The sequence below is a fragment of the Kitasatospora sp. NBC_01287 genome (assembly GCF_026340565.1).
GTDB lineage: Bacteria > Actinomycetota > Actinomycetes > Streptomycetales > Streptomycetaceae > Kitasatospora.
Window position 1 is genome coordinate 3,534,393 of record NZ_JAPEPB010000001.1, and the last position, 26,027, is coordinate 3,560,419.

At 73.1% G+C, this 26,027-nt stretch carries 17 protein-coding genes; 10 read left to right on the plus strand and 7 right to left on the minus strand.

Annotated elements, in window-relative coordinates:
* Positions 1 to 630 precede the first annotated feature (630 nt).
* Genes OG455_RS14780 through OG455_RS14790 form a run of 3 tightly spaced genes read left to right on the plus strand, consistent with a single transcriptional unit; the run spans position 631 to position 5,878 of the window.
* Complete coding sequence (locus tag OG455_RS14780) at positions 631 to 1,620, plus strand: amino acid ABC transporter permease (RefSeq protein WP_266293841.1); 990 nt, start codon at positions 631 to 633, stop codon at positions 1,618 to 1,620.
* Positions 1,617 to 3,572 (plus strand): FAD/NAD(P)-binding domain-containing protein, encoded by a 1,956-nt coding sequence (locus OG455_RS14785; protein ID WP_266293843.1) that lies wholly within the window; start codon positions 1,617 to 1,619, stop codon positions 3,570 to 3,572. The genes OG455_RS14780 and OG455_RS14785 overlap by 4 nt, the downstream gene beginning before the upstream one ends.
* A 23-nt stretch (positions 3,573 to 3,595) precedes the next feature.
* Positions 3,596 to 5,878 carry an FdhF/YdeP family oxidoreductase gene (locus OG455_RS14790; RefSeq protein WP_266293845.1) on the plus strand — a complete coding sequence of 761 codons (2,283 nt, stop codon included), beginning with the start codon at positions 3,596 to 3,598 and terminating at the stop codon, positions 5,876 to 5,878.
* A 76-nt stretch (positions 5,879 to 5,954) separates the two neighbouring features.
* Here OG455_RS14790 and OG455_RS14795 read toward each other — a convergent pair whose 3' ends face one another.
* On the minus strand, positions 5,955 to 7,619 hold the full coding sequence (locus tag OG455_RS14795) for an NlpC/P60 family protein (RefSeq protein WP_266293847.1): 1,665 nt from the start codon (positions 7,617 to 7,619) through the stop codon (positions 5,955 to 5,957).
* Positions 7,620 to 7,967: 348 nt separating this feature from the next.
* On the opposite strand from OG455_RS14795, the gene OG455_RS14800 reads away from it, so the two are divergent.
* The 3 genes from OG455_RS14800 (at position 7,968) to OG455_RS14810 (ending at position 9,895) form a co-directional block, all read left to right on the plus strand.
* Positions 7,968 to 9,158, plus strand: coding sequence for an inorganic phosphate transporter (locus OG455_RS14800; RefSeq protein ID WP_266293849.1), 1,191 nt, complete (start codon positions 7,968 to 7,970; stop codon positions 9,156 to 9,158).
* A gap of 10 nt (positions 9,159 to 9,168) precedes the next feature.
* Positions 9,169 to 9,393, plus strand: a complete 225-nt coding sequence (locus tag OG455_RS14805; RefSeq protein WP_266293851.1) for a hypothetical protein — start codon at positions 9,169 to 9,171, stop codon at positions 9,391 to 9,393.
* A gap of 112 nt (positions 9,394 to 9,505) precedes the next feature.
* Positions 9,506 to 9,895, plus strand: a complete 390-nt coding sequence (locus tag OG455_RS14810) for a hypothetical protein (protein WP_266293853.1) — start codon at positions 9,506 to 9,508, stop codon at positions 9,893 to 9,895.
* Here the strand turns inward: OG455_RS14810 and OG455_RS14815 are convergent.
* Together OG455_RS14815 and OG455_RS14820 are read right to left on the minus strand one after the other, a co-directional pair.
* The gene (locus OG455_RS14815; protein WP_323185639.1) at positions 9,879 to 11,438 is read right to left on the minus strand and encodes an MDR family MFS transporter; all 1,560 of its coding nucleotides are present in this window, start codon (positions 11,436 to 11,438) and stop codon (positions 9,879 to 9,881) included. The two genes, OG455_RS14810 and OG455_RS14815, sit on opposite strands and share 17 nt — an antisense overlap.
* A gap of 276 nt (positions 11,439 to 11,714) precedes the next feature.
* Positions 11,715 to 12,194, minus strand: coding sequence for a MarR family winged helix-turn-helix transcriptional regulator (locus OG455_RS14820; protein WP_266293857.1), 480 nt, complete (start codon positions 12,192 to 12,194; stop codon positions 11,715 to 11,717).
* Positions 12,195 to 12,381: 187 nt separating this feature from the next.
* Here OG455_RS14820 and OG455_RS14825 point away from each other — a divergent pair, with 187 nt between their 5' ends.
* Entirely contained in the window at positions 12,382 to 13,437 is a 1,056-nt protein-coding gene (locus OG455_RS14825; RefSeq protein ID WP_266293859.1) for a DUF3533 domain-containing protein, read from the plus strand.
* 93 nt (positions 13,438 to 13,530) lie between these two features.
* Here OG455_RS14825 and OG455_RS14830 read toward each other — a convergent pair whose 3' ends face one another.
* The 4 genes from OG455_RS14830 to OG455_RS14845 all read right to left on the minus strand — a co-directional run bounded on the left by OG455_RS14830 (position 13,531) and on the right by OG455_RS14845 (position 19,366).
* Positions 13,531 to 14,058 (minus strand): GtrA family protein, encoded by a 528-nt coding sequence (locus OG455_RS14830; RefSeq protein ID WP_266293861.1) that lies wholly within the window; start codon positions 14,056 to 14,058, stop codon positions 13,531 to 13,533.
* Positions 14,059 to 14,191: 133 nt separating this feature from the next.
* Entirely contained in the window at positions 14,192 to 15,622 is a 1,431-nt protein-coding gene (locus OG455_RS14835) for a hypothetical protein (RefSeq protein ID WP_266293863.1), read from the minus strand.
* A gap of 387 nt (positions 15,623 to 16,009) precedes the next feature.
* A complete protein-coding gene (lon, locus tag OG455_RS14840; protein WP_266293865.1) occupies positions 16,010 to 18,427 on the minus strand; it encodes an endopeptidase La in 2,418 nt (805 codons plus the stop codon).
* A gap of 174 nt (positions 18,428 to 18,601) precedes the next feature.
* On the minus strand, positions 18,602 to 19,366 hold the full coding sequence (locus OG455_RS14845) for a rhomboid-like protein (RefSeq protein WP_266293867.1): 765 nt from the start codon (positions 19,364 to 19,366) through the stop codon (positions 18,602 to 18,604).
* A gap of 511 nt (positions 19,367 to 19,877) precedes the next feature.
* Here OG455_RS14845 and OG455_RS14850 point away from each other — a divergent pair.
* From OG455_RS14850 to OG455_RS14860, 3 genes are all read left to right on the plus strand, one after another.
* A complete protein-coding gene (locus OG455_RS14850) occupies positions 19,878 to 20,609 on the plus strand; it encodes a response regulator transcription factor (RefSeq protein WP_266293869.1) in 732 nt (243 codons plus the stop codon).
* A gap of 73 nt (positions 20,610 to 20,682) precedes the next feature.
* Complete coding sequence (locus OG455_RS14855; RefSeq protein WP_266293871.1) at positions 20,683 to 21,846, plus strand: cell wall metabolism sensor histidine kinase WalK; 1,164 nt, start codon at positions 20,683 to 20,685, stop codon at positions 21,844 to 21,846.
* A 410-nt stretch (positions 21,847 to 22,256) separates the two neighbouring features.
* Complete coding sequence (locus tag OG455_RS14860; protein ID WP_266293873.1) at positions 22,257 to 26,024, plus strand: multifunctional oxoglutarate decarboxylase/oxoglutarate dehydrogenase thiamine pyrophosphate-binding subunit/dihydrolipoyllysine-residue succinyltransferase subunit; 3,768 nt, start codon at positions 22,257 to 22,259, stop codon at positions 26,022 to 26,024.
* Positions 26,025 to 26,027 lie beyond the last annotated feature (3 nt).

A 26,027-nucleotide genomic window follows, 5' to 3' on the forward strand; every position in this document is an offset into this window, starting at 1 on the left:
CCCCGGCCCCGACCTGCGGCGAGGGCGGGCGGGCGCGGTGGGGCACGGCGGGAACGGGAAGCGAACGCGACGGGCGCGGCGGGAACGGACGGCGGGAGCTGACGGGGCGAACGGAACCAGCGGACGGCGCGGAGCGAGCGCGTGACGGTGGATCAGCCGGATCGGCCGGCGGGGGCGGCGGCAGCGTGCGCCTGGCGGCCGTCGAAGGGCCCTGAAGGGGCGGCGGCGACGGCGGGTCCCGGCCCGCGAAGGGGCACCGAGGGAGGAGGCCGCGTGCTAGGACGCGGCGCCGGGCCGATTCAGACGGCCCGCTGCCGGGTCAGCCGCGACACGCCGCGGACCACACCCGACAGAAGTCGATGTGGTCGCGGGTGACCAGGGGCTGGGCGGCGTTCATGTGCCCAGTTGAACAGCGAACCGTGGAGTTCGTCAACCACCTTCCGTGCCACAGTCCTTGCCGACCTCCTTCGCCGAGCCCGCCGCCGCCCCGCCTCGCGGGCCTCCCTTGACAGCGCTTCACCCCCGCCGCGTACGATCGTCGGCAGAGCGAGAGCAGTACGGCCGCGTTGAGGGACGCGGCCCGCGTGATGGCGCCCCGACCGCCTGTCCGCCTGCTCTGGAGCCTGCCCCATGGCCACCTCGCACGAGGTCCTGCCCGCCACCGGCCCGCCGCCCGCCGACCCCGCGTCGACCACCCCGCTCGCCGAACTCGCCGAGCTGCCGATCGTCCCGCGCCGCCGCCCCGCGCAGTGGCTGGCCACCGCGCTCGCCCTGCTGGTGCTCGCGATGGTGGCCAACTCGCTCGTCCGCAACCCGCGCTTCCAGTGGGACGTGGTCGGCGACTACCTGACCACCGGCGCGGTGCTGCACGGGCTGACCCTCACCCTCTGGCTGACCGCCGCCACCATGCTGCTCGGCTTCACCCTGGGAACCGTGGTCGCGGCCGCCAGGATCTGGGGCGGCCCGCTGCTGCGCACCCTGGCCTGGGGCTACGTCTGGCTCTTCCGGTCGATCCCGCCACTGGTGCAGCTGCTGCTCTGGTTCAACATCGGCGCGCTCTACCCGACCCTGGGCCTGGGCATCCCGTTCGGCCCGGAGTTCGTCACCGTGAAGACCGTGCACCTCTTCGGCCCGGTGCTCACCTCGGTGATCGGGCTGACCCTGCTGGAGGCCGGGTTCGCCGCCGAGGTGGTGCGCGGCGGGATCCTCTCGGTGGACCAGGGGCAGCTGGAGGCGGCCCAGTCGCTGGGCCTGCCGCGCCTGCGGGTGCTGCGCCGGATCGTGCTGCCGCAGGCGATGCGCTCGATCGTGCCGACGGCCGGCAACATGCTGGTCGGGCTGCTCAAGAGCACCGCGATCGTCAGTGTGCTCGCGGTCCAGGACCTGCTCTACTCGGTCCAGTTGATCTACAACCAGACCTACCAGGTGGTGCCGCTGCTACTGGTGGCCACGCTCTGGTACCTGCTGCTGACCACCCTGCTGTCGGTCCTGCAGTACTACCTGGAGCGGTACTTCGCGCGCGGCGCCACCCGGGGTCCGCTGCCGCCCACCCCGCTCGCCCGGGTGCGCACCGGCCTGGCCCGGCTGCGCCGCACCGTGGACGCGGGGGTGCGCGCGTGACCGCCCTCGCGATCATCGGCGCCGGGCCGCGCGGCACCGGGCTGCTGGAGCGGATCGCCGCCAGCGCCGCCGAACTGCTGCCCGAGGAAAGGCGGTTGACCATCCACCTGATCGACCCGCACCCGCCGGGCGGCGGCCGGATCTGGCGCCACCAGCAGTCCCCGCTGCTGCGGATGAACTCGATGGCCGAGGACGTCACGATGTTCACCGACGAGCGCTCGGTGCTCGACGGGCCCGTGGTGAGCGGCCCCTCGCTCGCCGAGTGGGCCCGCGACCAGGCCGCCCACCCGCCCTACCGCCCGGTCGCCGACCCGGCGGTGCGGGCCGAGCTGGCCGCCCTGGCGCCCACCGACTTCGCCACCCGGCAGACCCAGAGCGCCTACCTGGACTGGGTGTTCCGCCGCACGGCGGCCGCGCTGCCGGAGCGGATCACCCTCGCCGTGCACCGGGAGAGCGCCGTCGCGCTGAGCGGCCCGGCCGACGGCCCGCAGCTGGTCACCCTGGCCTCAGGCCGGGAACTGCTGGTGGACCAGGTGGTGCTGGCGCTGGGCCACCTGGGCTCGGCGCCCACGGGGCGGGACGCCGCCACCGCCGCGTTCGCCGCCCGGCACGGCCGCTACCACCTGCCGCCGGCCTTCTCCTCGGAGGCCGACCTGGACGCCATCGGGCCGGGCGAGCCGCTGATCCTGCGCGGCTTCGGGCTGGCCTTCGTCGATCTGATGGCCCTCTTCACCGAGGGGCGCGGCGGCCGCTTCGAGGACCGCCCGGACGGCTCCAAGAGCTACCTCCCCTCGGGCCGCGAGCCGCTGCTGCTGGTCGGCTCGCGGCGCGGCGTGCCGTACCACTCCAAGACCGGCTACCGGCTGCAGGGGCCGCCCGCGCCGCTGCCCCGGTACTTCGGCCCGGCCGCCGTGGACGAGCTGCTCGCGCTCCCTGGACAGCTCGAACTGCGCCGGGACATCTGGCCGTTGATGGCCAAGGAGATCGGCTTCGGCTACTACCACGAGCTGTTCCACGCCCACCCCGAGCGCACCGCGCTGCCCTGGGCGGAGTTCCTCGCGGCCTACGACGCGCAGGACTGGTACGCGCCCGAGACCGCCGCCCTGGTCACCCGCGCGGTGCCCGACCCGGTCGACCGGCTGGACTTCGAGCAGTTGGACCGCCCGCTGGCCGGCCTCGCCTTCGACGAACCCGAGCAGCTGCAGCGGCACCTGCGCGACCACATCACGGCCGACGCCGACCGCCGCGCCGACCCGGCCCACAGCGCGGACCTCGGCGCCTTCCTGGCGCTGCTCTCGCTCTACGGCCAGCTGCCCCGGCTGACCGGGGCGGGCCGGCTGACCGCCGCCTCGACCGCGCGCGAGCTGGACGGCTGGTGGCAGGGCTTCTTCAGCTTCCTCGCCTCCGGGCCGCCCGGCTTCCGGCTGCGCGAGCTGCTGGCGCTCTCCGAGGCGGGCGTGCTGCGCTTCCTCGGCGCCGACCTCACCGTCACCGAGGACGAGGCGAGCGGCACCTTCCGCGCGCAGAGCCCCAGCCTGCCGGGGCACCAGGTCACCGCCACCGCGCTGATCGACGCCTACCTGCCCCGGCACGCCCTGGAGCGCACCGAGGACCAGCTGCTGGCCGGCCTGCTGCGCGCGGGCGAGCTGGCCGAGGAGGTGGTCGCCGACCCGGAGCACACCCACCGCTCCGGCCTGCTCAGCACCGACGTCACGGACGGCCGGGTGCTCGACCCGGGCCTGGGCGGCGCCGGGCACCCGCGCCGGCTGGCGCTCGGCCCGCACACCAACGGCCGGGCCTTCGCCGCCTTCGCCCGCCCGCGCACCAACGCCCCGGCCTTCCGGCAGAACGACGCCGCCGCCCGCACCCTGCTGCGCGCCCTGGCCGCCCCGGATCCCATCGCTGACCTGGGTGCGAGGATGGAGGCTGGGCTGACGACGGCGCGGCCCTGATCCCAGCTGGAGGTGTGGCGACGATGGCCAAGCAGGCCCCGCAGAGCGACCCGGTGCAGGACGCCCCCGAGGTGGGCGCCCCGCACCGCGCGGCCGCCGGACTCAAGGCTGTTCGGCAGAGCCTGAAGATGGCCCACGAGCAGATGAGCCCCGGGCGCACGCTGGCCACCCTGACCAAGGTCAACCAGCACGGCGGCTTCGACTGCCCGGGCTGCGCCTGGCCCGAGCCGGACAAGCCGCACACCGCGGAGTTCTGCGAGAACGGCGCCAAGGCGGTCGCCGAGGAGGCCACCGAGCGCCGGCTCACCCGCGCCTTCTTCGCCGAGCACCCGGTCGCCGAGCTGGCCGAGCGCTCCGGCTACTGGCTCGGCCAGCAGGGCCGGCTCACCGAGCCGATGCTGCTGGCCGAGGGCGCCGCCCACTACGAGCCGATCGGCTGGGACGAGGCCTTCGCGATCATCGCCGAGGAGCTGCGGGCGCTCGACACCCCGGACGGCGCCGCCTTCTACACCTCGGGCCGCACCAGCAACGAGGCCGCCTTCACCTACCAGCTCTTCGCCCGCAAGCTGGGCACCAACAACCTGCCGGACTGCTCCAACATGTGCCACGAGTCCTCCGGCTCGGCGCTGGTGGAGACGCTCGGGGTGGGCAAGGGCAGCGTCAGCCTGAAGGACCTCTACCAGGCCGACCTGATCATCGTGGCCGGCCAGAACCCGGGCACCAACCATCCCCGGATGCTCTCCGCGCTGGAGCGGGCCAAGCGGGCCGGCGCCGCCATCGTCAGCGTCAACCCGCTGCCCGAGGCCGGCCTGGAGCGCTTCAAGAACCCGCAGAACGCGCGCGGCCTGGTCGGCAGCGGCACCAAGCTGACCGACCTGTTCCTGCAGATCCGCCTCGGCGGCGACCTCGCGCTCTTCCGCGCCCTCAACCAGCTGATCCTGGCCGCCGACGGCGGCGTGGACCGCGACTTCGTCGCCGAGCACTGCCACGGCTTCGAGGAGTTCGCCGCCGAGGCGCAGTCGACGGACCGTCAGCAGGTGCTCGCCGCGACCGGGTTGCCCTGGGAGCAGATCGAGCAGCTGGCCGAACTCGTGCTGAAGTCCGAGAAGGTCATCGTCTGCTGGGCGATGGGCCTGACGCAGCACAAGCACTCCGTGCCGACCATCCGCGAGGTGGTCAACTTCCTGCTGCTGCGCGGCAACGTGGGCAGGCCGGGGGCCGGCGTCTGCCCGGTGCGCGGGCACAGCAACGTCCAGGGCGACCGCACCATGGGCATCTTCGAGCGGCCCGCCGCCGCCTTCCTGGACGCGCTGGAGCGGGAGTTCGACTTCCGGCCGCCGCGCGAGCACGGCTTCGACGCGGTCGAGTCGATCCGGGCGATGCGCGACGGGCGGGTCAAGGTCTTCTTCGCGATGGGCGGCAACTTCGTCGCGGCCACCCCCGACACCGAGGTCACCGAGGCGGCGATGCGGCAGTGCCGGCTCACCGTGCAGGTCTCCACCAAGCTCAACCGCTCGCACCTGGTGACCGGCCGCCGGGCGCTGATCCTGCCCACCCTGGGCCGCACCGACCGGGACCGCACCGCCAAGGGCGACCAGTTCGTCACCGTCGAGGACTCGATGGGCATGGTGCACTCCTCGCAGGGTCGGCTGCGCCCGCCCGCGCCCGGCATCCTCTCCGAGACGGCGATCGTCTGCCGCACGGCCCGGGCGACCCTGGGCCCCGCCGACCCGACGCCGTGGGAGGAGTTCGCCGACTCCTACGACACGGTCCGCGACCGGATCGCCCGCGTGGTGCCGGGCTTCACCGACTTCAACACCAGGGTCAAGGCACCCGGCGGCTTCGCGCTGCCGCACGGCCCCCGGGACAACCGCACCTTCCCCACCGCCACCGGCAAGGCCAACTTCACCGTCAACGCGATGACCGCCCCCGAGGTCCCGGCGGGCCGGCTGCTGCTGCAGACACTGCGCTCGCACGACCAGTACAACACCACGATCTACGGCCTGGACGACCGCTACCGGGGCATCACCGGAGGCCGCCGGGTGGTGCTGGTCAACCCGCTGGACGCGGCCGAACTGGGCCTGACCGAGGGCGGCTACGTCGACCTGGTCAGCGAGTGGCGCGACGGGGTGGACCGGCGGGCACCCCACTTCAGGGTGGTGCACTACCCGGTCGCCAGGGGCGGGGCCGCGGCCTACTACCCGGAGACCAACGTGCTGATCCCGCTGGACTCGACGGCCGAGATCAGCAACACACCCACCTCGAAGGCCGTGGTGATCCGCTTCGAGGCCGACTCCGGCCTCTGAGCCCCCGGCGCGGTCGGGCCAGGTCCCGGGCGGGATCCGGCCCGGCCGCCCGGATCACCGCGCGGGGCTGCCCGGATCACCGCGCGGGGCTGCCCGATGTGCTCGGCGAGCCCGCGGCCGAACCGCTGGACGAGGCCGACGGCGAGGTGCCGGACGCGGCGTCGGACGGCGTGCCGCTCGTCGAGGCGCCGCCCGAGGCGGCACCGGACGCCGAGGGCGAGGCGCTGCCCGAGGCCGGGGCACTGCCCGACGCGCCGTCCGTCGGCAGCGGCGTGCCGCTGGGCGAGGCGGTGCCCGAGGCGGAGCCGGAAGCCGAAGGCGAGCCGGATGCCGAGGGCGAGCCGCCTCCCGGCACCGGGCCCGCGCCGGTCGGCGCGGGCGAGAGCGGCGCGGTGGGCACGGCCGAGGGCGAGGTCGAGGCGGTCACCGGCGGCAGCGTCGGGATGATCGGCACCACCGGGAAGAGCGCCGGCAGCGGCGGCTCGCTCGGCAGGCCGGGCACCGAGGGCAGCGCGGGCGCGATCGGCGTGACCATCTCCGCCTCCTGCAGGGTGGCGGGCACCTTCCAGGTGCCGCCCTGGGTGTCCGAGGGGCTCTGCGGGTCGGGGCGCACCGCGCCCAGGATCGGCGCCATCCCGATCGGCGAGACCCGCACCACGGCGCCGGTGTGCGGCGCCTGCGCGACCAGGCCGCCGCCGATGTAGATCGCCACGTGCTCGGCGCTCTCGTAGTAGAGCACCAGGTCACCCGGGCGCAGCTGGTTCAGCGGCACGTGCTGCAGCTGGGCCCACTGCTCCTGGCTGGTGCGCGGGATCTGGACGCCCGCGGCCAGCCAGGCCTGCGAGGTGAGGCCGGAGCAGTCGTAGGCGGCCGGCCCGGTGCCGCCCCACAGGTAGGGCTTGCCGAGCTGTGCGAGCGCGAAGGCAACCGCCTGCCGACCGGCCACCGAGGGGGTGCGCTCGCCCTGGCCGAGCGCGCCGGAGGCCAGGAAGGCCAGCTGCGCCTGGTCGACCTGGTTCTGCTCCAGCTGCTCCAGCTGGGCCTGCTGGGCACCGGTGAGCGAGGAGACCAACTGCTCGACGGTGGCCAGCTGGCGGGCGATCTCGGCCTTGTTCTGGTCCTGCTGGGTGAGCAGCGCCTTGGTGCCGTCGAGGGCGTCGCCTGACTGCTTCTTCAGCTGTTCGAGCGCGGCCTGGTCGCTCTTGAGCTGGGCGACGAAGGCGGCCTGCGAGCGGCTCGCGGCGGAGAGCAGCGAGGCCAGGTGCGCGGCCTGGTACGGGTCGTTGGTCAGCAGCAGCTCGCCCAGGCCGGAGATGTCACCGTTGCGGTACTGCTCGGAGGCGAGCTCCGCGGCGACGTCGATGCCCTGGTCGACCAGCTTCTGCTGGGCGTCGATCCTGGCCTGGATCGCGGCCGCGCTGTTCTGCTGCGCGGTCACCTGCTGGGCGGTGGCGTTGTACTGCTCGGTGGCCGCCTCGGCGTTCTGGTAGAGCAGGTGGATCTTGTCGAGCAGCGGGCCCAGGGTCGCCTTGGCGGCGGCCAGCGGGTCGTCGCCCGGGGCCGTGGCGGGCGCGCCGGACGGCGTCGTGGTGGGCGAGGCGGAGGGCGAGGGCGCGGCGACGGCCGCCTGGGTGGCCAGCGGCAGCGCGAGCGCCGCCACGGCCAGCACCGCCCCGCAGCGCAGCGCGGCCCGCAGCCACGGCTGGGTCCCGACCAGATGTTCGCGCCGCACGGCCCGCATCGGCCCGCCTCCCCCTCGCTCGGTCCCGCTCCCCGGCCCGCGTCCGGCAGGCCCTGGCCGATCCTTGCACGCGCCGGGCCGGATCCGGCAGGGAGCCTCGGGCCATCTGATGAATTCTCAGGAAGCACGGCGCCGTGACGCAGATCTCACCAATCCGCACCTAAATCGGACACTGTTCGCATAAGACCAGGCCAGGACACCTGAAAGACTCATCAAGGCAAGGAGTCGTACATGAACGGATCCGTGCGGCCCGGTCCAGTTAACCTCCCGTTCACTCGGCCTCCCTACGGTCGCGCTGAACGCAGCTGAAGAACACGACAGTCCGACTACTACGACGATTGTTTGGTAATGGAACACATCACGTTCCTGGTCGCGGTGGTGATCGTCACCGCTCTCGCCTTCGACTTCACCAACGGCTTCCACGACACCGCCAACGCGATGGCCACCTCCATCGCCACCGGCGCCCTGCGACCCAAGGTCGCCGTCGCCATCTCCGCGGTCCTCAACTTCGCGGGCGCCTTCCTCTCGGTGAAGGTGGCCGGCACCATCTCCGGTGGCATCGTCAACGAGAAGGCCGGCATCCACCCGTCGGTGATCTTCGCCGCGCTGGCCGGCGCCATCCTGTGGAACCTGCTGACCTGGCTGCGCGGGCTGCCCTCCAGCTCATCGCACGCGCTGTACGGCGGTCTGATCGGCGCCACCATCGTCGGTGTCGGGTTCGACGGCGTGAACTTCAGCACCGTGGTCACCAAGATCCTGATCCCCGCGGTCGCCTCCCCCATCGTCGCCGGACTGGCCGCCTGGGGCGCGACCAAGGCCACCTACCTGATCACCCGGCGCGGCCACGAGAAGACCACCACCAAGGGCTTCAAGATCGGCCAGATGTTCTCCGCCTCGCTGGTCTCGCTGGCCCACGGCACCAACGACGCCCAGAAGACCATGGGCATCATCACCCTGACCCTGGTCTCGGTCGGCGCGCTGCCCAAGCACGCGCTGCCCCCCACCTGGGTGATCGCCAGCGCGGGCCTGGCCATCGCGCTCGGCACCTACATGGGCGGCTGGCGGATCATCCGCAGCATGGGCAAGGGCCTGACCGACGTCCAGGCGCCGCAGGGCTTCGCCGCCGAGACGGCGACCACCGCGGTGATCCTCACCTCCTCGCACATGGGCTACGGCCTCTCCACCACCCAGGTGGTCTCCGGCGGCATCATGGGCGCCGGCCTGGGCGGCCCCAAGGCCCAGGTGCACTGGAGCATGGCCCGCCGCATGGTCTACACCTGGGGCCTGACCCTGCCCGCCGCCGCCGTGGTGGCCGGCGCGGCCGCCTTCGTGGCCGACCGGGGCACCTGGGGCGTCGTGCTCGTGGGCGCCGCCCTGGTGGCCGGCTCGGGCGCGATGTGGCTGCTCTCCCGCCGCCAGCCGGTGACCGCGAGCAACGTCAACGCCCCCGAGCTGACCGACGTCACGCCGGTGGTCCTGCCGGGCGCCGCCGCCGCGACCGCTCCCGCCACCCCGCCCACCACCACCGTCGCCGCCTGAGGAGCCTGCCATGCACGTCAACTGGAGCGCCTTGGCCGACACCGCCGGCGTCAGCTTCGTGGTCACCGTCGCGGTGGTCACCGCCTTCGCCCTGGGCGTGCTCGCCCTGGGCCGCCGCGAGACGGCCGTCGAGGCCGGGAACGGGGGCGGCGGCGCGGCGCTGGCCGGGGCCGGCGTCTGCTTCGCGGCCTGCGCGGCCGCGGTCGGCTACGGGCTCACCCTGATCGCGGGCTGAACGCCCCACCGGGCAGCGGCGAATGGCCGCGAGGTGACTGCCAAGCCACCTCGCGGCCATTCGCCGCCCCCGGGTGCCGACGGTGCGCGGGCACCCGGCAGACTGGGTCCTGATGATCACTCGGATACCTTCACGCCCCCGCCGGACCCTGGGCTACCCGCTGCTGGTGATGGTCACCGCGCTGGTGCCCACCGCCCTCGCCATCTGGGCGGACGAGCACATCGTCGGCGACGCCGCGGAGCACTGCAGGAGCAGCCCCGGGGTCCCCGGGTACGCCGTCGCGGCGGCCATCGCCGGCCTGCTGGCCGGGGTGGCCGCCACACTCTGGCTGGCGTGGCAGCTGGTCACCAGGCGCGCGCACCCGCTCGCCCTGCCGCTGCTGCTCATCTGGGTCCTGCCGCTGCTGCTCCAGGGGCTCGCCGTGAACGTCTCGCTCGACGACTCCGGCTACCGGCGCGACCCGTGCGAGGGGCTCGCCGCGCCGCTCACGCCCGGTCGCTGACCGCCCGGTCGCCGGCCACTCGCTCGCCGGCCGGCGCCTGAGCGGGAGCCGGGGCCGTGCGCAGCGGCACCTCACGGATGAAGAGGACCGCCACGAAGGCCAGCGCGGCGAACGGCGCGGCCACCAGGAAGACCGTCCCCACCCCGTGCCCGAAGGCGTCGGTGACCAGCGGCACCAGCGGCGCGGGCAGCGTGTGCAGGTCAGGCAGATCGCCGCCGCCCAGTGCGCCCGCGCCGGCCGCCGGGACGTGCGCGGCCAGCAGGTTCTGGGTCAGGTAGTGGGTGACCCTGGTGCCCAGCAGCGCGCCGAGCGCCGAGACGCCCATCGCGCCGCCCATGGTGCGGAAGAAGGTGACGGTCGAACTCGCGGTGCCCAGCTCCTTGGCCGGCACCGTGTTCTGCACCGCGAGCACCAGGTTCTGCGAGGTCAGGCCCAGCCCCACGCCGGTCGCGGCCATGTAGAGCGAGAGCAGGCCGTAGCCGGTGGAGGCGCGGGCGGTGCCGAGCAGGAAGAAGCCCGCCGCGAGCAGGAAGGTGCCGGCCACCAGGAAGCGCTTCCACTTGCCGTACCTGGTGATCAGCCGGCCGGCGACCGCCGAGGAGAGGGCCAGGCCGAGGATCATCGGCAGCGTCATGATGCCCGCCATGGTCGGCGTCTTCTCCTTGGCCAGCTGGAAGTACTGGCTGAGGAAGGTGGTGGCGCCGTACATCCCGATGCCGACGAAGGTGCTGGCCACCGCCGCCAGGCTCACCGTGCGGTGGCGGAACAGGGTGAGCGGCATCAGCGGCTCGGCCGCCCGGCGCTCGGTCAGCACGAAGAGCCCGACCAGCAGCAGCCCGCCGCCGACCATCGCCGCGCTCTGCCAGGAGCCCCAGGCGTAGTTCTTGCCGGCCAGCGTGACCCAGACCATCAGCAGGCTGACGGCGCCCGCGATCAGCACCGCCCCGCGGTAGTCGATCTTCGCCCGGCGCTTCACCACCGGCAGGTGGAGGGTGCGCTGCAGCACGACGATGGCGATCACCGAGAACGGGATGCCGACGTAGAAGCACCAGCGCCAGCCGAGCCAGGGGGTGTCCACGATGACCCCGCCGATCAGCGGGCCGCCGATGGTGGCCAGCGCGAAGACCGCGCCGAAGTAGCCGCTGTAGCGTCCCCGCTCGCGCGGCGGCACCATCGCGGCCAGGCAGATCTGACCGAGCGCCACCACCCCGCCGGCGCCCAGCCCCTGCAGCACCCGGCAGCCGATCAGCTCGGCGGTGTTCTGCGACAGGCCGGCGAGGGTGGAGGAGACGATGTAGATCACCAGCGCCAGCTGCACCAGCAGCTTCTTGCTCACCAGGTCGGAGAGCTTGCCCCAGATCGGGGTGGAGGCGGTGAGCGAGAGCAGCGCCGCGGTGATCACCCAGGTGTAGGCGGACTCGCCGCCGTGCAGGTCGTTCAGGATCGTCGGCAACGCGTTGGAGACGATGGTCGAGGAGAGCACCGCGACGAAGAGGCCGAGCAGCAGCCCGGAGAGCGCTTCGAGGATCTCGCGGTGCGTCATCGGGCGGTCGGGGGCCGCCGCGCCGTGGTGGCGGTGCGGCGGCGCCGGCTGGCTGCTGGTCATGGGGATCCTTAGAAGTAGTTGCCTGGGGCAACCATAAGGGCAGATAGTTGACCCAGGCAACCTTTTCGGTCCGGTCCACCACCCGCACCCCGCCGGCGGCGCCGCCCTGACGCCACCCGGTCCGCCGTCGGTGCCGCCACCCGGTCCGCCGTCGGTGCCGCCGCCCGGTCCACCGTCGGTGCCGCCGCCCGGGGCGGACCGGCCGACCCGGCGCTACTCCGCCCAGCCCTCGCGCCGCGCCACCGTGGCCACCGTCTCGTTGAAGCGGGCCAGCAGGCGGGCGAACTGGGCGAGCTCGGCCGGCTCCCAGGCACCGAGCATGGCGCGGAACGAAGCGATCCGGTGCTCGTGGGCGCGCCAGTAGCGCCGGGCGCCGTCCTCGGTGAGCGAGACCAGCGAGACCCGCCCGTCCAGCGGATCGGACTCGCGGGCCACCAGGCCGAGCTCCTCCAGCGCCTTGATCTGCCGGCTGATCGTCGCCTTGCCGACCCCGAAGTGCGCGCCCACGTCGGTCACCCGCACCTGGCCGGCCTCGCTGAGGTGGGCGAGCAGGCTGTAGGCCAGCCCCTCCAGCTTCGGGTGCACCAGCCGGGACATCTCGGCGGATCTGGCCCGCCCGCGCCGGAACATCAGCGCGACCTCGCGCTCCACCGCGCGGAAGACCGCCTCGCTGCCCGCCAGTTCCTCTGCCACACCCACCCGCCGCTCGCCCGCAGAGCGCCGCCCGCCGGCGCGTGATCAGTATCCACCAGCCCGGCGCGGGACGGTGGGTCCGCTCTGCCCCCGATGGTAGGAAGTGAGCGGTATGTCCTGATCAAGGACGCCGTCGGCCCGCACCACCGGCCGCCGCCGCTCGACCCGCTCCGAAGGGGGACCGCCGTTGTCCGGCCAGGGCCAGGGTTTCATCAACGAGGTCAAGGACGCCGTCACCGGCCGCGCGGCGCTGCTGGTCATCGCCGTGCTGGCGCTCCAGCTGGGGTTCGTCGTCTCCTACGTCGGCGCGCTGCACCAGCCCGAGCCGCACCGGCTCTCGATCGGGGTGGTCGCCCCGGCGCCCGCCCAGCAGCAGCTGGTGACCGCCCTGGGCCAGGTGCCGGGCGACGCGGTGCGCTCGGCACCGGTGGCCGACCAGGACGCGGCGGTCGGCCAGATCAGGGACCAGCGGCTCTACGCCACGCTGGTGGTCGACCCCGGCGGCACCCAGGACACGCTGCTGATCGCCGGCGCGCGCGGCAAGGCGGCGGCCGCCGCCGCGCTGACCATCGTCACCGGGGTCGAGCAGACCCAGGGCCGCACCGTCCGGACCCAGGACGTGGCCCCGCTCGCCCCGGGCGACGCCAACGGCCTGTCCGCCTTCTACCTGGTGGTGGGCTGGTGCGTCGGCGGCTACCTGGTCGCCGCGATCCTGGGGATCAGCGCCGGCTCCCGCCCGGCCAACTGGAACCGGGCGCTGATCAGGATCGCCGTGCTGGCGCTCTACTCGATCGCGGCCGGGCTCGGCGGCGTGCTGATCGCCGGGCCGATCCTGAACGCGCTGCCCGGCAGCGTCGTGGGCCTCTGGGGCGTGGGCGCGCTGGTGGTCTTCGCGGTCGGCACCGTCACGATGGCGCTGGAGTGCCTCTTCGACGTGGTGGGCATCGGGCTCGCGGTGCTGCTCTTCGTGGTGCTGGGCAACCCGAGCGCCGGCGGGGTCTTCCCGCCGCCGCTGCTGCCGACCTTCTGGCGGGCGATCGGCGCCTGGCTGCCGAACGGCGCGGGGACCGGTGCGGCCCGCTCGATCGCCTACCTGGGCGCCACCCGGCTCGCCATGCCGCTGCTGGTCCTCGCGGTCTGGTCGGTGATCGGCGTGGCGGTCTCGCTGGCCGCGGTGCACAGCCGCTCCAGGGGTGGTCGGCTGATGGCCACCCCGGCGGAGCAGGCCCGACCCACGCGCTGAGCCCGCGGACCCCATGGGTGCGCGGGCTCGGTCGGTGCGCGGGCCCGGCCCGTGTGCCGGCTCGGTCGGTGCGCGGGCCGGGCCGCGGTGGGCTCAGCGCACGGGGGCCGGCGGCTCGGCGGCCGTCCGCGGGCTCGCCGGGTCGGCACGGGTGGTGAAGACGAACTTCTTCATCGCCCAGTAGCGGAAGGCCATCGCCACCAGGGTGCCGACGATCATCCCGCTCAGGAAGTCGCAGACCTCCTGGGTGAAGTTGCTGACGTGCGGGGTGTGCAGGTCGAAGACGTAGCGGCTGACCAGCAGCGGCAGGTCGTTGACCCCGACCGCCAGCGCGCTCACCGCGAAGAACGGGATGGCCTCCTTGTGGCTGCCCTCCGACCGGAAGGACCACTGGCGGTTCAGGATGTACGAGAACACCGTCGCGACGGCCGTTCCGATGGTCAGCGCGACAACCGGCTTGTTCTGGCAAACGGTGAGCTTGAGCCCGTAGTTGATCACTAGCGTCAGCAGGAAGCACGAGCCACCCACCACGAGGAACTTCACCAGACTGCGGTGCTGCAACAAGATGGGACGCAGCGGCCCCGGCACCTTGGCCAGGACTCTCTGTGTGGGCGACGGCATTGGCGCAGTGTCGCACGAATGCCGTGGGGCACCTCAATCGACTCCCCGGAACGGGCGCACCCCGGGGCGCGCGGAACGGGCGCACCCCCGGGGCGCGCCCGCCCTGCCGTCAGCCCTGCCGTCAGCCCTGCCGTCAGCCCGCGGAAATCCGCAGCACTCCGGTCAGGCTGCCCTGGTAGACCACCCCTCCGGGCGCGGTGGTGCCCACCATCTGCAGGCTGTCGTAGAGGGACGTGACCCCCAGGAGCGAGGTCCGCACCACCGCGCCGGTGCGCGGGTCGATCTCCGCGTAGTAGTACGGGTCGAGGATCGAGGTACCGCTGGTGCCGGGGATCACCGGCTCGCGCAGCACCGTGTGGATCAGCTGGTCGCCGAGGGTGAGCTGCGGCACGGCCGCCGAACGGGTGGTGGTGTCCCAGACCAGGTCGCAGCCCGAGCCGTCGGCGCGCACGTCCACCCGGCTCATCCCGCCCTCGAAGTCGGCCGAGGCGGGCACGCTGGCCGGCGCCCCGGCCGGCAGCGCCGGGTACGGGTAGCCGTAGGTGCCGGCCACGAAGACGCTGCCGCCGGCGCCGATCGGGGCGTTCTCGGTGCCGCTCTCGCTGCCGGCCGCGAGGAGCACCGGGACGGCGCAGACCTGGGCCCCGGTGTCGGCCCGGTAGACCAGCAGGTGCTCGTGCGGCACCGCGTTGTCGGTGATGGCCACGTACTCGGTGCCGGTGGCCGGGCCGAAGAAGACCGGCGTCGAGCCGGTGCCCCAGCTCAGCTGGCCCGGCTTGCGGGCGGGGCCGCGGTCGTAGGCCTGGCGCCAGCTGATCCGCGGGGTGCCGTCGGGGCCCGCGGTGAGCAGGTAGAGCGCGGCCGTGGTGGCCACCGCCGTGCCGCCGGGGACGGTGGAGATGCTGTTCGCCACCTGCTCCCCCGCGGGCAGCGCCAGGGTGTGCACGGCGCCGGTGACCGGGTCCGCGGTGCCGACCAGGCCGTTGGTGGTGGCGAACCAGACCCGACCCTGCCAGTCGGGCGAGAGGCCGACCACGGAGTCGCCCGCCGGCACCGCCGCGGCCAGCGAGAGGGTGCTCTCGACGGTCAGCGTGCCGTTGTGGTGCCCGATCCGCAGCAGGTCCCGGTTGCCGTCGACCACCACCAGTCGGTTCTGGTCGTCCAGGTAGGCGTAGACCCCGCCGAGCAGCGAGCCCTTGGTCAGCGCCAGCTGCGCGGTCGAGTCGCCGGTGGCCGGGTCCAGCAGGTGCACGGTCGGGATCTGCCCGAACATCGTGGTGCAGAGCGCCACCGGGATGCCGTCCGAGCCGTCCAGGATGGTCGGGCAGGCCGAGGCCAGCGCGGTGCGGTGCGAGGTGAGCGGTCCGGCCGGCGGCCCGGCGAGCACGGTGGCGTCGGAGGAGCCGGTGTCGCCGTGCATGGTGGCCGAGCCGGGTGGCCCGGCGTAGGGGTTGGCCGGCGGCAGCACGGTGGCCGGGGCGGCGGACGCCGGGGCGGCGGACGCGACCGCCAGCAGTGCGGCAGCGGTCAGGACGGCGGCCCGCGAGGGCAGCACGAAGCGCATGGGTATCCCGTTTCGACAGGGGGATGGGGCACGGCGCGACACGGCGGTGCACCCCGCCCGACCACACGGGAAGCGTCTCGGCCCGGCCCGAACGGCCGGACGGGTCACCGCGCTCAGCAGCCGCGGTGACAGATCGCGGAACACGAGCGCGCCAGGTCGACAGCCAGTCGACGGCTCAGCCACGTGTGCGAGGTCATGCCTCCATGCTGGCGGCTGACACTCTGTCTCACAAGAGGTGTCTCACCGCCCGGGACGGCTGTCCGGCGCCTCGTCGATCGAACCGGTCAGATCCGGCGGACCGCCATCAGCCGGGCACGCCCGCCGCCACAACGCCTCGGTGCCCGACGCACCGTCAGGTCCGCCGGGCACCAAGGGACTTCACCTTGGTCAGGCCGCCGCCACCAGCACCTCGGCCGACTCCAGGGCCAGCGCCAGCACCTCGCGGACGTCCGCCACCGGGTGCACGCTCAACCGCTCCAGCACCTCGGCCGGGACGTCGTCCAGGTCGGGCTCGTTGCGCTTGGGGATGATCACCGTGGTGATCCCGGCCCGGTCGGCGGCGAGCAGCTTCTGCTTCAGGCCGCCGATCGGCAGCACCCGCCCGGTCAGCGAGACCTCACCGGTCATCGCGACGTCGGTGCGGACCTTGCGCCCGGAGAGCAGCGAGGCCAGCGCCGTGGTCATCGTGATGCCCGCGCTCGGCCCGTCCTTGGGGACGGCGCCCGCCGGGATGTGCAGGTGGATGCCGCGCTCCCGCAGGCCGGTGACCGGCAGCTCCAGCTCGGCGCCGCGCGAGCGCAGGTAGGAGAGGGCGATGTGGGCCGACTCCTTCATCACCTCGCCCAGCTGGCCGGTGAGGGTCAGGCCGGTCGAGCCGGTCTCGGCATCGGCCAGCGAGGCCTCGATGTAGAGGACGTCGCCGCCCGCGCCGGTGACCGCCAGGCCGGTGGCCACGCCCGGCACCGCCGTGCGCCGCTCGGAGGGCTCCTGGGCCGCCTCGGGGGTGTGGTGCGGCCGGCCGATCAGGCCGCGCAGGTCCTCGGCGCCGATCGAGACGGGCAGCTCGCGCTCGCCCAGCTCGCTCTGCGCGGCGACCTTGCGCAGGATCCGGGCCACCGCCCGCTCCAGGTTCCGCACCCCGGCCTCGCGGGTGTACTCCCCCGCGAGCTTGCGCAGCGCGCCCTCGGAGACCGCGACCTCCTCGGCCGGCAGGCCGGCCCGCTCCAGCTGGCGCGGCAGCAGGTGGTCGCGGGCGATGACGACCTTCTCGTCCTCGGTGTAGCCGTCCAGGCGCACCAGCTCCATCCGGTCCAGCAGCGGCTCGGGGATGGCCTCCAGCACGTTGGCGGTGGCCAGGAAGACCACGTCGGACAGGTCCAGTTCGACCTCCAGGTAGTGGTCCCTGAAGGTGTGGTTCTGCGCCGGGTCCAGCACCTCCAGCAGGGCGGCCGCCGGGTCGCCGCGGTAGTCCGAGCCGACCTTGTCGATCTCGTCCAGCAGGACGACCGGGTTCATCGAGCCGGCCTCCTTGATCGCGCGCACGATCCGGCCGGGCAGCGCGCCGACGTAGGTGCGCCGGTGGCCGCGGATCTCGGCCTCGTCCCGGACGCCGCCGAGCGCGACCCGCACGAAGTCGCGGCCCATCGCCCGCGCGACCGACTCGCCCAGCGAGGTCTTGCCGACCCCGGGCGGGCCGACCAGCGCCAGCACCGCGCCGCCGCGCCGGCCGCCGACCAGGCTCAGCCCCTGGTCGGCCCGGCGCTTGCGCACCGCCAGGTACTCGACGATCCGGTCCTTCACGTCCGCCAGGCCCGCGTGGTCGGCGTCCAGCACGGCGCGGGCGCCGGCGATGTCGTAGGCGTCCTCGCTGCGGTTGTTCCAGGGCAGCTCCAGGACGGTGTCCAGCCAGGTGCGGATCCAGCTGCCCTCGGGCGACTGGTCGCTGGAGCGCTCCAGCTTGTCGACCTCCTTGAGCGCCGCCTCCCGCACCTTCTCGGGCAGCTCGGCGGCCTCGACCCGGGCCCGGTAGTCGCCCTCCTCGTCGGCCGCCTCGCCGTTCAGCTCGGCGAGCTCCTTGCGCACCGCCTCCAGCTGGCGGCGGAGCAGGAACTCCTTCTGCTGCTTGGCCACGCCCTCCTCGACGTCCTTGCGGATGGTGTCGTTGACCTCCTCCTCGGCGAGGTGGTCGCGCAGCAGCTGCAGGGCGTACTCCAGGCGGGCCACCTGGTCGGCCTCCAGCAGCACCTTCAGCTTCTGCTCGGCGGTGGCGAAGGGGGCGTAGCCGATGTTGTCGGCCAGCTCGCCGACGCCCTCGATCTCGGCCACCCGGTCGACGATCTGCCAGGCGCCGCGCTTGCGCAGCCACTGGGTCGAGACCGCCTTGTACTCCTTCACCAGCTCGGCGGCCCGGCCACCCACCGGCAGCCCGACCGAGGACTCCTTGAACGGCGTCGTCTCCACCCAGAGCGCGGCGCCCGGCCCTGTGGTGCCGGCGCCGATCCGCACCCGGCGGACCGCGCGCACCAGGGCGGCCGGCTCGCCGTCGGCCAGCCGGCCGACCTGCTCGACGGTGGCCAGGGTGCCCACCGCGGCGTACGAGCCGTCCAGCCGGGGCACCAGCAGCACCTGCGGCTTGCCGGTGCCCGCGGCGCCGCTCACCGACGCCCGCACGGCGGCCCTGGCGGCCTCCACGGCGGCGCGCACCTCGGTGTCCTTGAGGTCCAGCGGCACCACCATGCCGGGCAGCACGACCTCGTCGTCGAGGGGCAGCACGGGCAGAGTGAGCGGAGCGGACGTCGATGCCATGATCTCTCCCCAGTCAGTGAACTTGAGTCGACTTGACTAAGGCTTCGCGAGGGCTGGATGTTCCCGGGACTCTGTTCGCTCTGAGCGATCGGATCGGGCCCCGGGAGGTCGTCCCCCGCGGGCCGGGGCCGGCTGCCCGGCGTCGCGCGCCCGGCAGGATCAGGCGGCGCGGCCCTACGCGCGGTGGAGCACCGGCTCGACCAGCGGCCGCCGCACCCGGCCCGACCCGCGCCCGGGCCGCCGCGGCCGCCGCAGCACGGTCCACAGCGCCACCCCGGTGAGCAACGCGGTCGGGTGGCCGACGGCGGTGATCAGGTCCTGGTCGCTGACGATCTGGTGCACCACCAGCAGCACCGCGCCGCCCAGCGCCAGGTAGCGCCCGCGCGGCGGCAGCAGCCCGGCCAGCGCGCCCAGGCTGGCCAGCACCCCGTAGCTGACCCCGATGTCCAGCTCGTCCAGGATGCTCGGCCCGACCTGGCCGGTGGCCACCGCGAGGGCCACCACGCCCTGGGAGAGCAGCGTGCCCACCACGTGCCCGGCCACGAAGACCCCCGCGGCGCGCAGCGCGCCGACCCGCCGCTCCAGCGGGGCCACGGTGAAGGCGAAGGCCCACAGGTAGGGCATCCAGACCGGCCCGGCCACCCAGAGCCCGCTCATCAGCAGCGAGCGCACCGGGGCGTGCAGCAGGTTGTGGCCGTCGGTGCTGGACATCGTCTGCAGCCGGTGGACCAGATCGGGGTCGGCGACCTGGGCGAGGACCGTGGTGCCGGCCAGCACCAGCAGGTACGCGCAGGCGAAGGGGTTGCGCCGCGGCGTGGGCAGCCGCTCCAGCACCCAGCGCAGCGGCACCGAGCGCAGGCCCAACCGCAGACCGGTCAGGGGTGTCACCTCGGCGGGGCGCGCACCACCCCGGGTCGCGTCCGCGGACGTGTCCGCCATGGCGCCTCCCATCGGTCCGATCGCTCGCTGCGCGTGCACAACCTGCCATCGCCGGCCGGTTTCGTCCACGGTACGACGTGCGCCTGAGAGTCGGCTGAGGATCGGGTTGCGGTCCCCGTTAAGGCAGTTCAGGAGTTGGTACGGACCAGCGGCCCGCCGTCGCCCGGCCGGGGCCGGTCACGGGTTCGTGCATACGCACCGTTACCACCACACGACATGGACGGGTAAGGTAACGGCCCGTGCCGGGTCCCCGGGGCGCACGCGACGGCCTGTGGTCCGGAATTCTGCGGACCGCCTGCCGGTGCTCGCCGGGTGTCCGTACGCTGCGAGGTACGCATGTCGGGCCGACGGCTGGGAAGCCGCGGTCCGTGACCCGCGCTTGGCGGAGCCCGGGGCGACCGAGACGGCACGGCAGTTCAGCACGGCCAATTGACGACGGAACAAGACTACGAGCGGTGCCCGCCACTCCCACAGGTGGCGGCCCGCAGGCCCTGGGGGCGGTGGCGTGACCGTGACAGAGATTCAACAGGACACCAGCGGCAGCGGTGTGATTGCCCAGCGACGTGTACTGGTGGTGGAGGACGAACCGACCATCGCCGAGTCCATCGCCGCCCGGCTCGGTGCGGAGGGCTTCAAGGTCGCCGTGGCGCACGACGGCCCCGGCGCGGTGGACGGCTTCCACACCTGGCAGCCCGACCTCGTGGTGCTCGACATCATGCTGCCCGGCTTCGACGGCCTGGAGGTCTGCCGCCGGATCCAGGCGCAGCGACCGGTCCCGGTGCTGATGCTGACCGCCCGCGACGACGAGACGGACCTGCTGGTCGGCCTCGGCGTGGGCGCCGACGACTACATGACCAAGCCCTTCTCGATGCGCGAGCTGGCGGCCCGGGTCAACGTGCTGCTGCGGCGGGTCGAGCGGGCCCAGCAGGCGGCCAGAACCCCGGCCCTCGGCTCGCTGCGGTTCGGCGAACTGGAGATCGACCACGTGCAGCGCCGGGTCCGGCTCGCCTCCGGCGACGTCCACCTGACGCCCACCGAGTTCGACCTGCTGGCCTGCCTGGCCGCCCAGCCGCGCGCGGTGCTGACCCGCGAGCAGCTGCTCGCCGAGGTCTGGGACTGGACCGACGCGTCCGGCACCCGCACGGTGGACAGCCACGTCAAGGCGCTGCGCCGGAAGATCGGCGCGACCTGGATCCGCACCGTGCACGGCGTCGGCTACGCGCTGGAGGCGCCGGTGGGGTGAGCGGTGCGCCCAGAGCGGCGACCGGTCAGCTGCGGGGGCCACGGGGGCACAGGAGTACGGGGACCAGGCACCGATGAACACCTCACCACGGGCTCGCACCGAGCCCGAGCCGACACCGCGCCAGCAGCGGTGGCCGGCGCGCGCGGGCGCGCGGATCTGGCGGGACATACGACCGTTCGACCCGGTGCGCTCGATCAAGGGCAAACTCGCCCTGCTGGTCATCGTGTCGGTGGTGGTCGCCACCGGGCTGGTGGTGATCGCGATCCGCTCGGAGACCCAGATCCGGGTGATCATGGCCTTCTCGATGATCGCCTCGCTGCTCTTCATGCAGCTGCTGGCGCACACCCTGACCGCCCCGCTGCGCGAGATGACCGCGGCGGCCAGGGCGATGGCCGGCGGCGACTACAGCCGCCGGGTGACCACCGGCTCCCGCGACGAGATCGGCGAGCTGGCGGTGACCTTCAACAAGATGGCCGCCGACCTGGAGGCGGCCGACCGGCACCGGCGCGAGCTGGTGGCGAACGTCTCGCACGAGCTGCGCACGCCGATCGCCGCCCTGCGCGCCGTGCTGGAGAACATGGTGGACGGCGTGGTGCCGCCCGCGCAGAACACCCTGGGCGCCGCCCTGGAGCAGACCGAGCGGCTCGGTCGGCTGGTCTCCCACCTTCTCGACCTGTCCAAGCTGGACGGCGGCGTGGTGCCGCTGGACGCCCGCGAGTTCGAGGTGGCCCCCTTCCTGGCCGGCGTGCTGCGCGGGCTGACGGTGGACGGCGCCACGGCCGGCGGCGCCTGGAGCCGGCGCGACGACGTCCGGCTGCGGCTCGACGTCCAGCCGGAGCAGCTGACCGGGCTGGCCGATCCGGAGCGGCTCCACCAGGTGGTGGCCAACCTGGTGGACAACGCCTGCAAGCACTCCCCGCCCGGCGGCACCGTGACCGTGCGGGCCAGGGCCGGCGACGCGCCGCTGGCGCTGCTGCTGGAGGTGCAGGACCAGGGTCCGGGGATACCGGCGCAGGACCGCACCCGGGTCTTCGACCGGTTCAGCCGGGCCGGCTCCCCCACCGCCCAGGGGCCTGGCAGCGACGGCGGCACCGGCCTGGGCCTGGCCATCGCCCGCTGGGCGGTGGATCTGCACGGCGGGCGGATCGAGGTCGCCGACGGCGGCGGTGGCGGTGGCTGCCTCATCCAGGTCACCCTGCCGGGCTTCGCCCCGGTGCTGCCCAGACCGCGGCTCTAGGACCCGCCGCGGCTCTAGGACCCGCCACGGCTCCAGGACCCGCCGCGGCTCGGGCCCGTCGGCGGTGGTCCAGGAGCACTCCGGCGCACCGGACCACCACGCCCTGTCCGTTGTGGCCAGCATTGTCACAGAATTGGGACAATCCGGTGGTCGACAGCCCCAGATCGATCACAAGTGGCCACTCTGGTGATCTTTTGTCCGGTTTCGTGCCGTTTCACCGAGTGAGCAGGACTGCCCGATTCCCTCTCCGATCAGCCTTCTAACGTCTTTTTCCAGCCAATGTGGCCGGCGGCACTGTGATCTGGGCGACGCCGACCCCCAGGGGACTGCGCGATCACTGGTCAGGGGCGTAGCCTTAATCCCCGCTGTCCAAACATCCCAAAAGGAAGCGGAAGAGGGCGGTTGCCGCCGTGTCGCCACACCCTGAAACCCCCAGCTCGGCAAGCACCACTGGCTTCGGCCCCAATGAGTGGCTCGTCGACGAGATCTACCAGCAGTACCTCCAGGATCCCAACTCGGTCGACCGAGCCTGGTGGGACTTTTTCGCCGACTACAAGCCCGGTACCGAGGTGACCCCAGTGACCCAGGCCGCGACCCAGGCCGGCCCCACGCCGACCACCGTTGCTGCCCCTGCCCCTGCTGCGCCCGTCGCGGCGGTGGCGCCTGCCCCCGCCGCCGCTGTGGCAGCCCCGGCCCCCGCGGCAGTGCCGCCGGTGGCCGCGCCTGCCGCGGCCGCGCCGCTGGCAGCCGCACCGGCCGCGCCGCCGGCTCCCAAGGCCGCCGTCGCGCCCGCCGCGCCGGCGCCGGAGAGCACCGGGCCCGAGCTCGTTCCGCTGCGCGGCCCGGCCAAGGCCGTCGCCACCAACATGGACGCCTCGCTGGAGGTGCCCACCGCGACCAGCGTGCGCGCCGTGCCGGCCAAGCTGTTGATCGACAACCGCATCGTCATCAACAACCACCTGCAGCGCGCCCGCGGCGGCAAGGTCTCCTTCACCCACCTGATCGGCTACGCGCTGGTGCAGGCCCTGAAGGCGACCCCTGGCATGAACCACAGCTACGCGGTCAAGGACGGCAAGTCCTTCCTGGTCAAGCCGGACCACGTGAACCTGGGCCTGGCCATCGACCTGGTGAAGCCCAACGGCGACCGCCAGCTGGTCGTCGCGGCCATCAAGAAGGCCGACACGCTGGACTTCTTCGGCTTCTGGCAGGCCTACGAGGACATCGTCCGCCGGGCCCGCGCCAACAAGCTGACGATGGACGACTTCACCGGGGTGACGGTCTCGCTGACCAACCCCGGCGGCATCGGCACCGTGCACTCCGTGCCGCGCCTGATGCAGGGCCAGGGCACCATCCTCGGTGTCGGCGCGATGGAGTACCCGGCCGAGTTCCAGGGCTCCAACCCCGACACCCTGGCCCGGCTCGGCGTCTCCAAGATCATGACGCTCACCTCGACCTACGACCACCGGGTCATCCAGGGCGCGGCGTCCGGCGAGTTCCTGCGCTCGATCCACCAGCTGCTGCTGGGCGAGCACGGGTTCTACGACGAGGTCTTCGAGTCGCTGCGGATCCCGTACGAGCCGGTCCGTTGGGCCACCGACGTCGCCACCACGCACGAGGACGACGTCAACAAGACCGCCCGCGTGATGGAGCTCATCCACTCCTACCGGGTCCGCGGCCACCTGATGGCCGACACCGACCCGCTGGAGTACAAGCAGCGCAAGCACCCCGACCTGGACGTGGTCGAGCACGGCCTGACGCTGTGGGACCTGGAGCGCGAGTTCGCGGTCGGCGGCTTCGGCGGCCAGAAGATCATGAAGCTCCGGGACATCCTCGGGCTGCTGCGCAACTCGTACTGCCGCACCGTCGGCATCGAGTACATGCACATCCAGGACCCCAAGCAGCGCAAGTGGATCCAGGAGCGGGTCGAGAAGCCGTACACCAAGCCGGAGCGCGAGGAGCAGCTGCGCATCCTGCGCCGGCTGAACTCGGCCGAGGCCTTCGAGACCTTCCTGCAGACCAAGTACGTCGGCCAGAAGCGCTTCTCGCTGGAGGGCGGCGAGTCGCTCATCCCGCTGCTCGACGCGACCATCGACGCCGCCGCCGAGCACCGCCTCGACGAGGCCGTGATCGGCATGGCCCACCGCGGCCGGCTCAACGTGCTGGCCAACATCGTCGGCAAGCCGTACGGCAAGATCTTCGGCGAGTTCGAGGGCAACCTCGACCCGAAGTCGATGCACGGCTCCGGCGACGTCAAGTACCACCTGGGCTCCGAGGGCACCTTCACCGGCCTGGACGGCGAGACCATCAAGGTCTCGCTGGCCGCCAACCCGTCCCACCTGGAGACGGTGGACCCGGTGGTCGAGGGCATCGTGCGCGCCAAGCAGGACGTGCTGGACCAGGGCGGCACCTCGTTCCCGGTGCTGCCGATCCAGATCCACGGCGACGCGGCCTTCGCCGGCCAGGGCGTGGTCGCGGAGACCCTGAACATGTCGCAGCTGCGCGGCTACCGCACCGGCGGCACGATCCACCTGGTGGTCAACAACCAGGTCGGCTTCACCGCCGCCCCGGCCTCCAGCCGCTCCTCGATGTACTGCACCGACGTCGCCCGGATGATCGAGGCCCCGATCTTCCACGTGAACGGCGACGACCCGGAGGCCGTGGTCCGCGTCGCGCGCCTGGCCTTCGAGTTCCGCCAGGCGTTCCACAAGGACGTCGTGATCGACCTCATCTGCTACCGCCGCCGCGGTCACAACGAGGCCGACAACCCGTCGTTCACCCAGCCGCTGATGTACGACCTGATCGACAAGAAGCGCTCGGTGCGCAAGCTCTACACCGAGGGCCTGATCGGTCGGGGCGACATCACCATGGAAGAGGCGGAGTCCGCGCTCCAGGACTTCCAGGGCCAGCTGGAGAAGGTCTTCGCCGAGGTCCGCGACGCGGCCCAGGCGCAGGCCGGCACCCCCGGCGGCAAGCCGGTGCCCGACTTCCCGGTGAACATCCAGACCGGCATCTCCCAGGAGATGGTCAAGCGGATCGCCGCCTCGCAGGTCAACCTGCCCGAGTGGCTGACCGTCCACCCGCGCCTGCTGCCGCAGCTCCAGCGCCGCGCCGCCTCGATCGAGGACGGCACGATCGACTGGGCCACCGGTGAGACCCTGGCCATCGGCTCGCTGCTGATGGAGGGCCACCCGGTCCGGCTGGCCGGCCAGGACAGCCGCCGCGGCACCTTCGGCCAGCGCCACGCGGTGCTGATCGACCGGGTCACCGGCGAGGACTACACCCCGCTGCTCTACCTGACCGAGGACCAGGCCCGCTACACCGTCTACGACAGCCTGCTGTCGGAGTACGCGGCGATGGGCTTCGAGTACGGCTACTCGCTGACCCGCCCGAACTCGCTGGTCATGTGGGAGGCGCAGTTCGGCGACTTCGTCAACGGCGCGCAGACCGTGGTCGACGAGTACATCGCCTCGGCCGAGCAGAAGTGGGGCCAGCACTCCGGCGTCACCCTGCTGCTGCCGCACGGCTACGAGGGCCAGGGGCCGGACCACTCGTCCGCGCGTCCCGAGCGCTTCCTGCAGCTGTGCGCGCAGAACAACATGACGGTCGCGATGCCGACCTCGCCGTCGAACTACTTCCACCTGCTGCGCTGGCAGGTGCACAACCCGCACCACAAGCCGCTGGTCGTCTTCACCCCGAAGTCGATGCTGCGTCTGAAGGCCGCGGCCAGTTCGGCGGAGGAGTTCACCTCCGGCGCGTTCCGCCCGGTGATCGGCGACTCCACCGTCGACCCGGCCAACGTGCGCAAGGTGGTCATCACCGCGGGCAAGTTCTACTACGACCTGGAGGCGGCCCGCACCGAGCGCGGCGTCACCGACACCGCGATCGTCCGGGTCGAGCGCCTCTACCCGCTGCCGATCGCCGAGCTCCAGGAGGAGCTGGCCCGGTACGGCGAGGACGTCCAGTTCGTCTGGGCCCAGGAGGAGCCGGCCAACCAGGGCGCCTGGCCGTTCATCGCGATGAACCTGGTCGACCACCTCGACGTGGTGATCGGCCGCAAGGCCAGCGGCGGCCGGCTGCGCCGGGTGGCCCGCAACGCCTCCTCGGCCCCGGCCGTGGGCTCGGCCAAGCGGCACGCCGCCGAGCAGCAGGCGCTGATCGAAGAGGTCTACGGCCTCTGACAT

Excerpts from the sequence above, each read along its gene's own strand:
- OG455_RS14780 (WP_266293841.1), top strand. The coding sequence starts at position 631 with ATGGCCACCTCGCACGAGGTCCTGCCCGCCACCGGCCCGCCGCCCGCC.
- OG455_RS14790 (WP_266293845.1), top strand. The coding sequence starts at position 3,596 with ATGGCCAAGCAGGCCCCGCAGAGCGACCCGGTGCAGGACGCCCCCGAG.
- OG455_RS14795 (WP_266293847.1), bottom strand. The coding sequence starts at position 7,619 with ATGCGGGCCGTGCGGCGCGAACATCTGGTCGGGACCCAGCCGTGGCTG.
- OG455_RS14800 (WP_266293849.1), top strand. The coding sequence starts at position 7,968 with ATGGAACACATCACGTTCCTGGTCGCGGTGGTGATCGTCACCGCTCTC.
- OG455_RS14805 (WP_266293851.1), top strand. The coding sequence starts at position 9,169 with ATGCACGTCAACTGGAGCGCCTTGGCCGACACCGCCGGCGTCAGCTTC.
- OG455_RS14810 (WP_266293853.1), top strand. The coding sequence starts at position 9,506 with ATGATCACTCGGATACCTTCACGCCCCCGCCGGACCCTGGGCTACCCG.
- OG455_RS14815 (WP_323185639.1), bottom strand. The coding sequence starts at position 11,438 with ATGACGCACCGCGAGATCCTCGAAGCGCTCTCCGGGCTGCTGCTCGGC.
- OG455_RS14830 (WP_266293861.1), bottom strand. The coding sequence starts at position 14,058 with ATGCCGTCGCCCACACAGAGAGTCCTGGCCAAGGTGCCGGGGCCGCTG.
- OG455_RS14835 (WP_266293863.1), bottom strand. The coding sequence starts at position 15,622 with ATGCGCTTCGTGCTGCCCTCGCGGGCCGCCGTCCTGACCGCTGCCGCA.
- lon (WP_266293865.1), bottom strand. The coding sequence starts at position 18,427 with ATGGCATCGACGTCCGCTCCGCTCACTCTGCCCGTGCTGCCCCTCGAC.
- OG455_RS14845 (WP_266293867.1), bottom strand. The coding sequence starts at position 19,366 with ATGGCGGACACGTCCGCGGACGCGACCCGGGGTGGTGCGCGCCCCGCC.
- OG455_RS14855 (WP_266293871.1), top strand. The coding sequence starts at position 20,683 with ATGAACACCTCACCACGGGCTCGCACCGAGCCCGAGCCGACACCGCGC.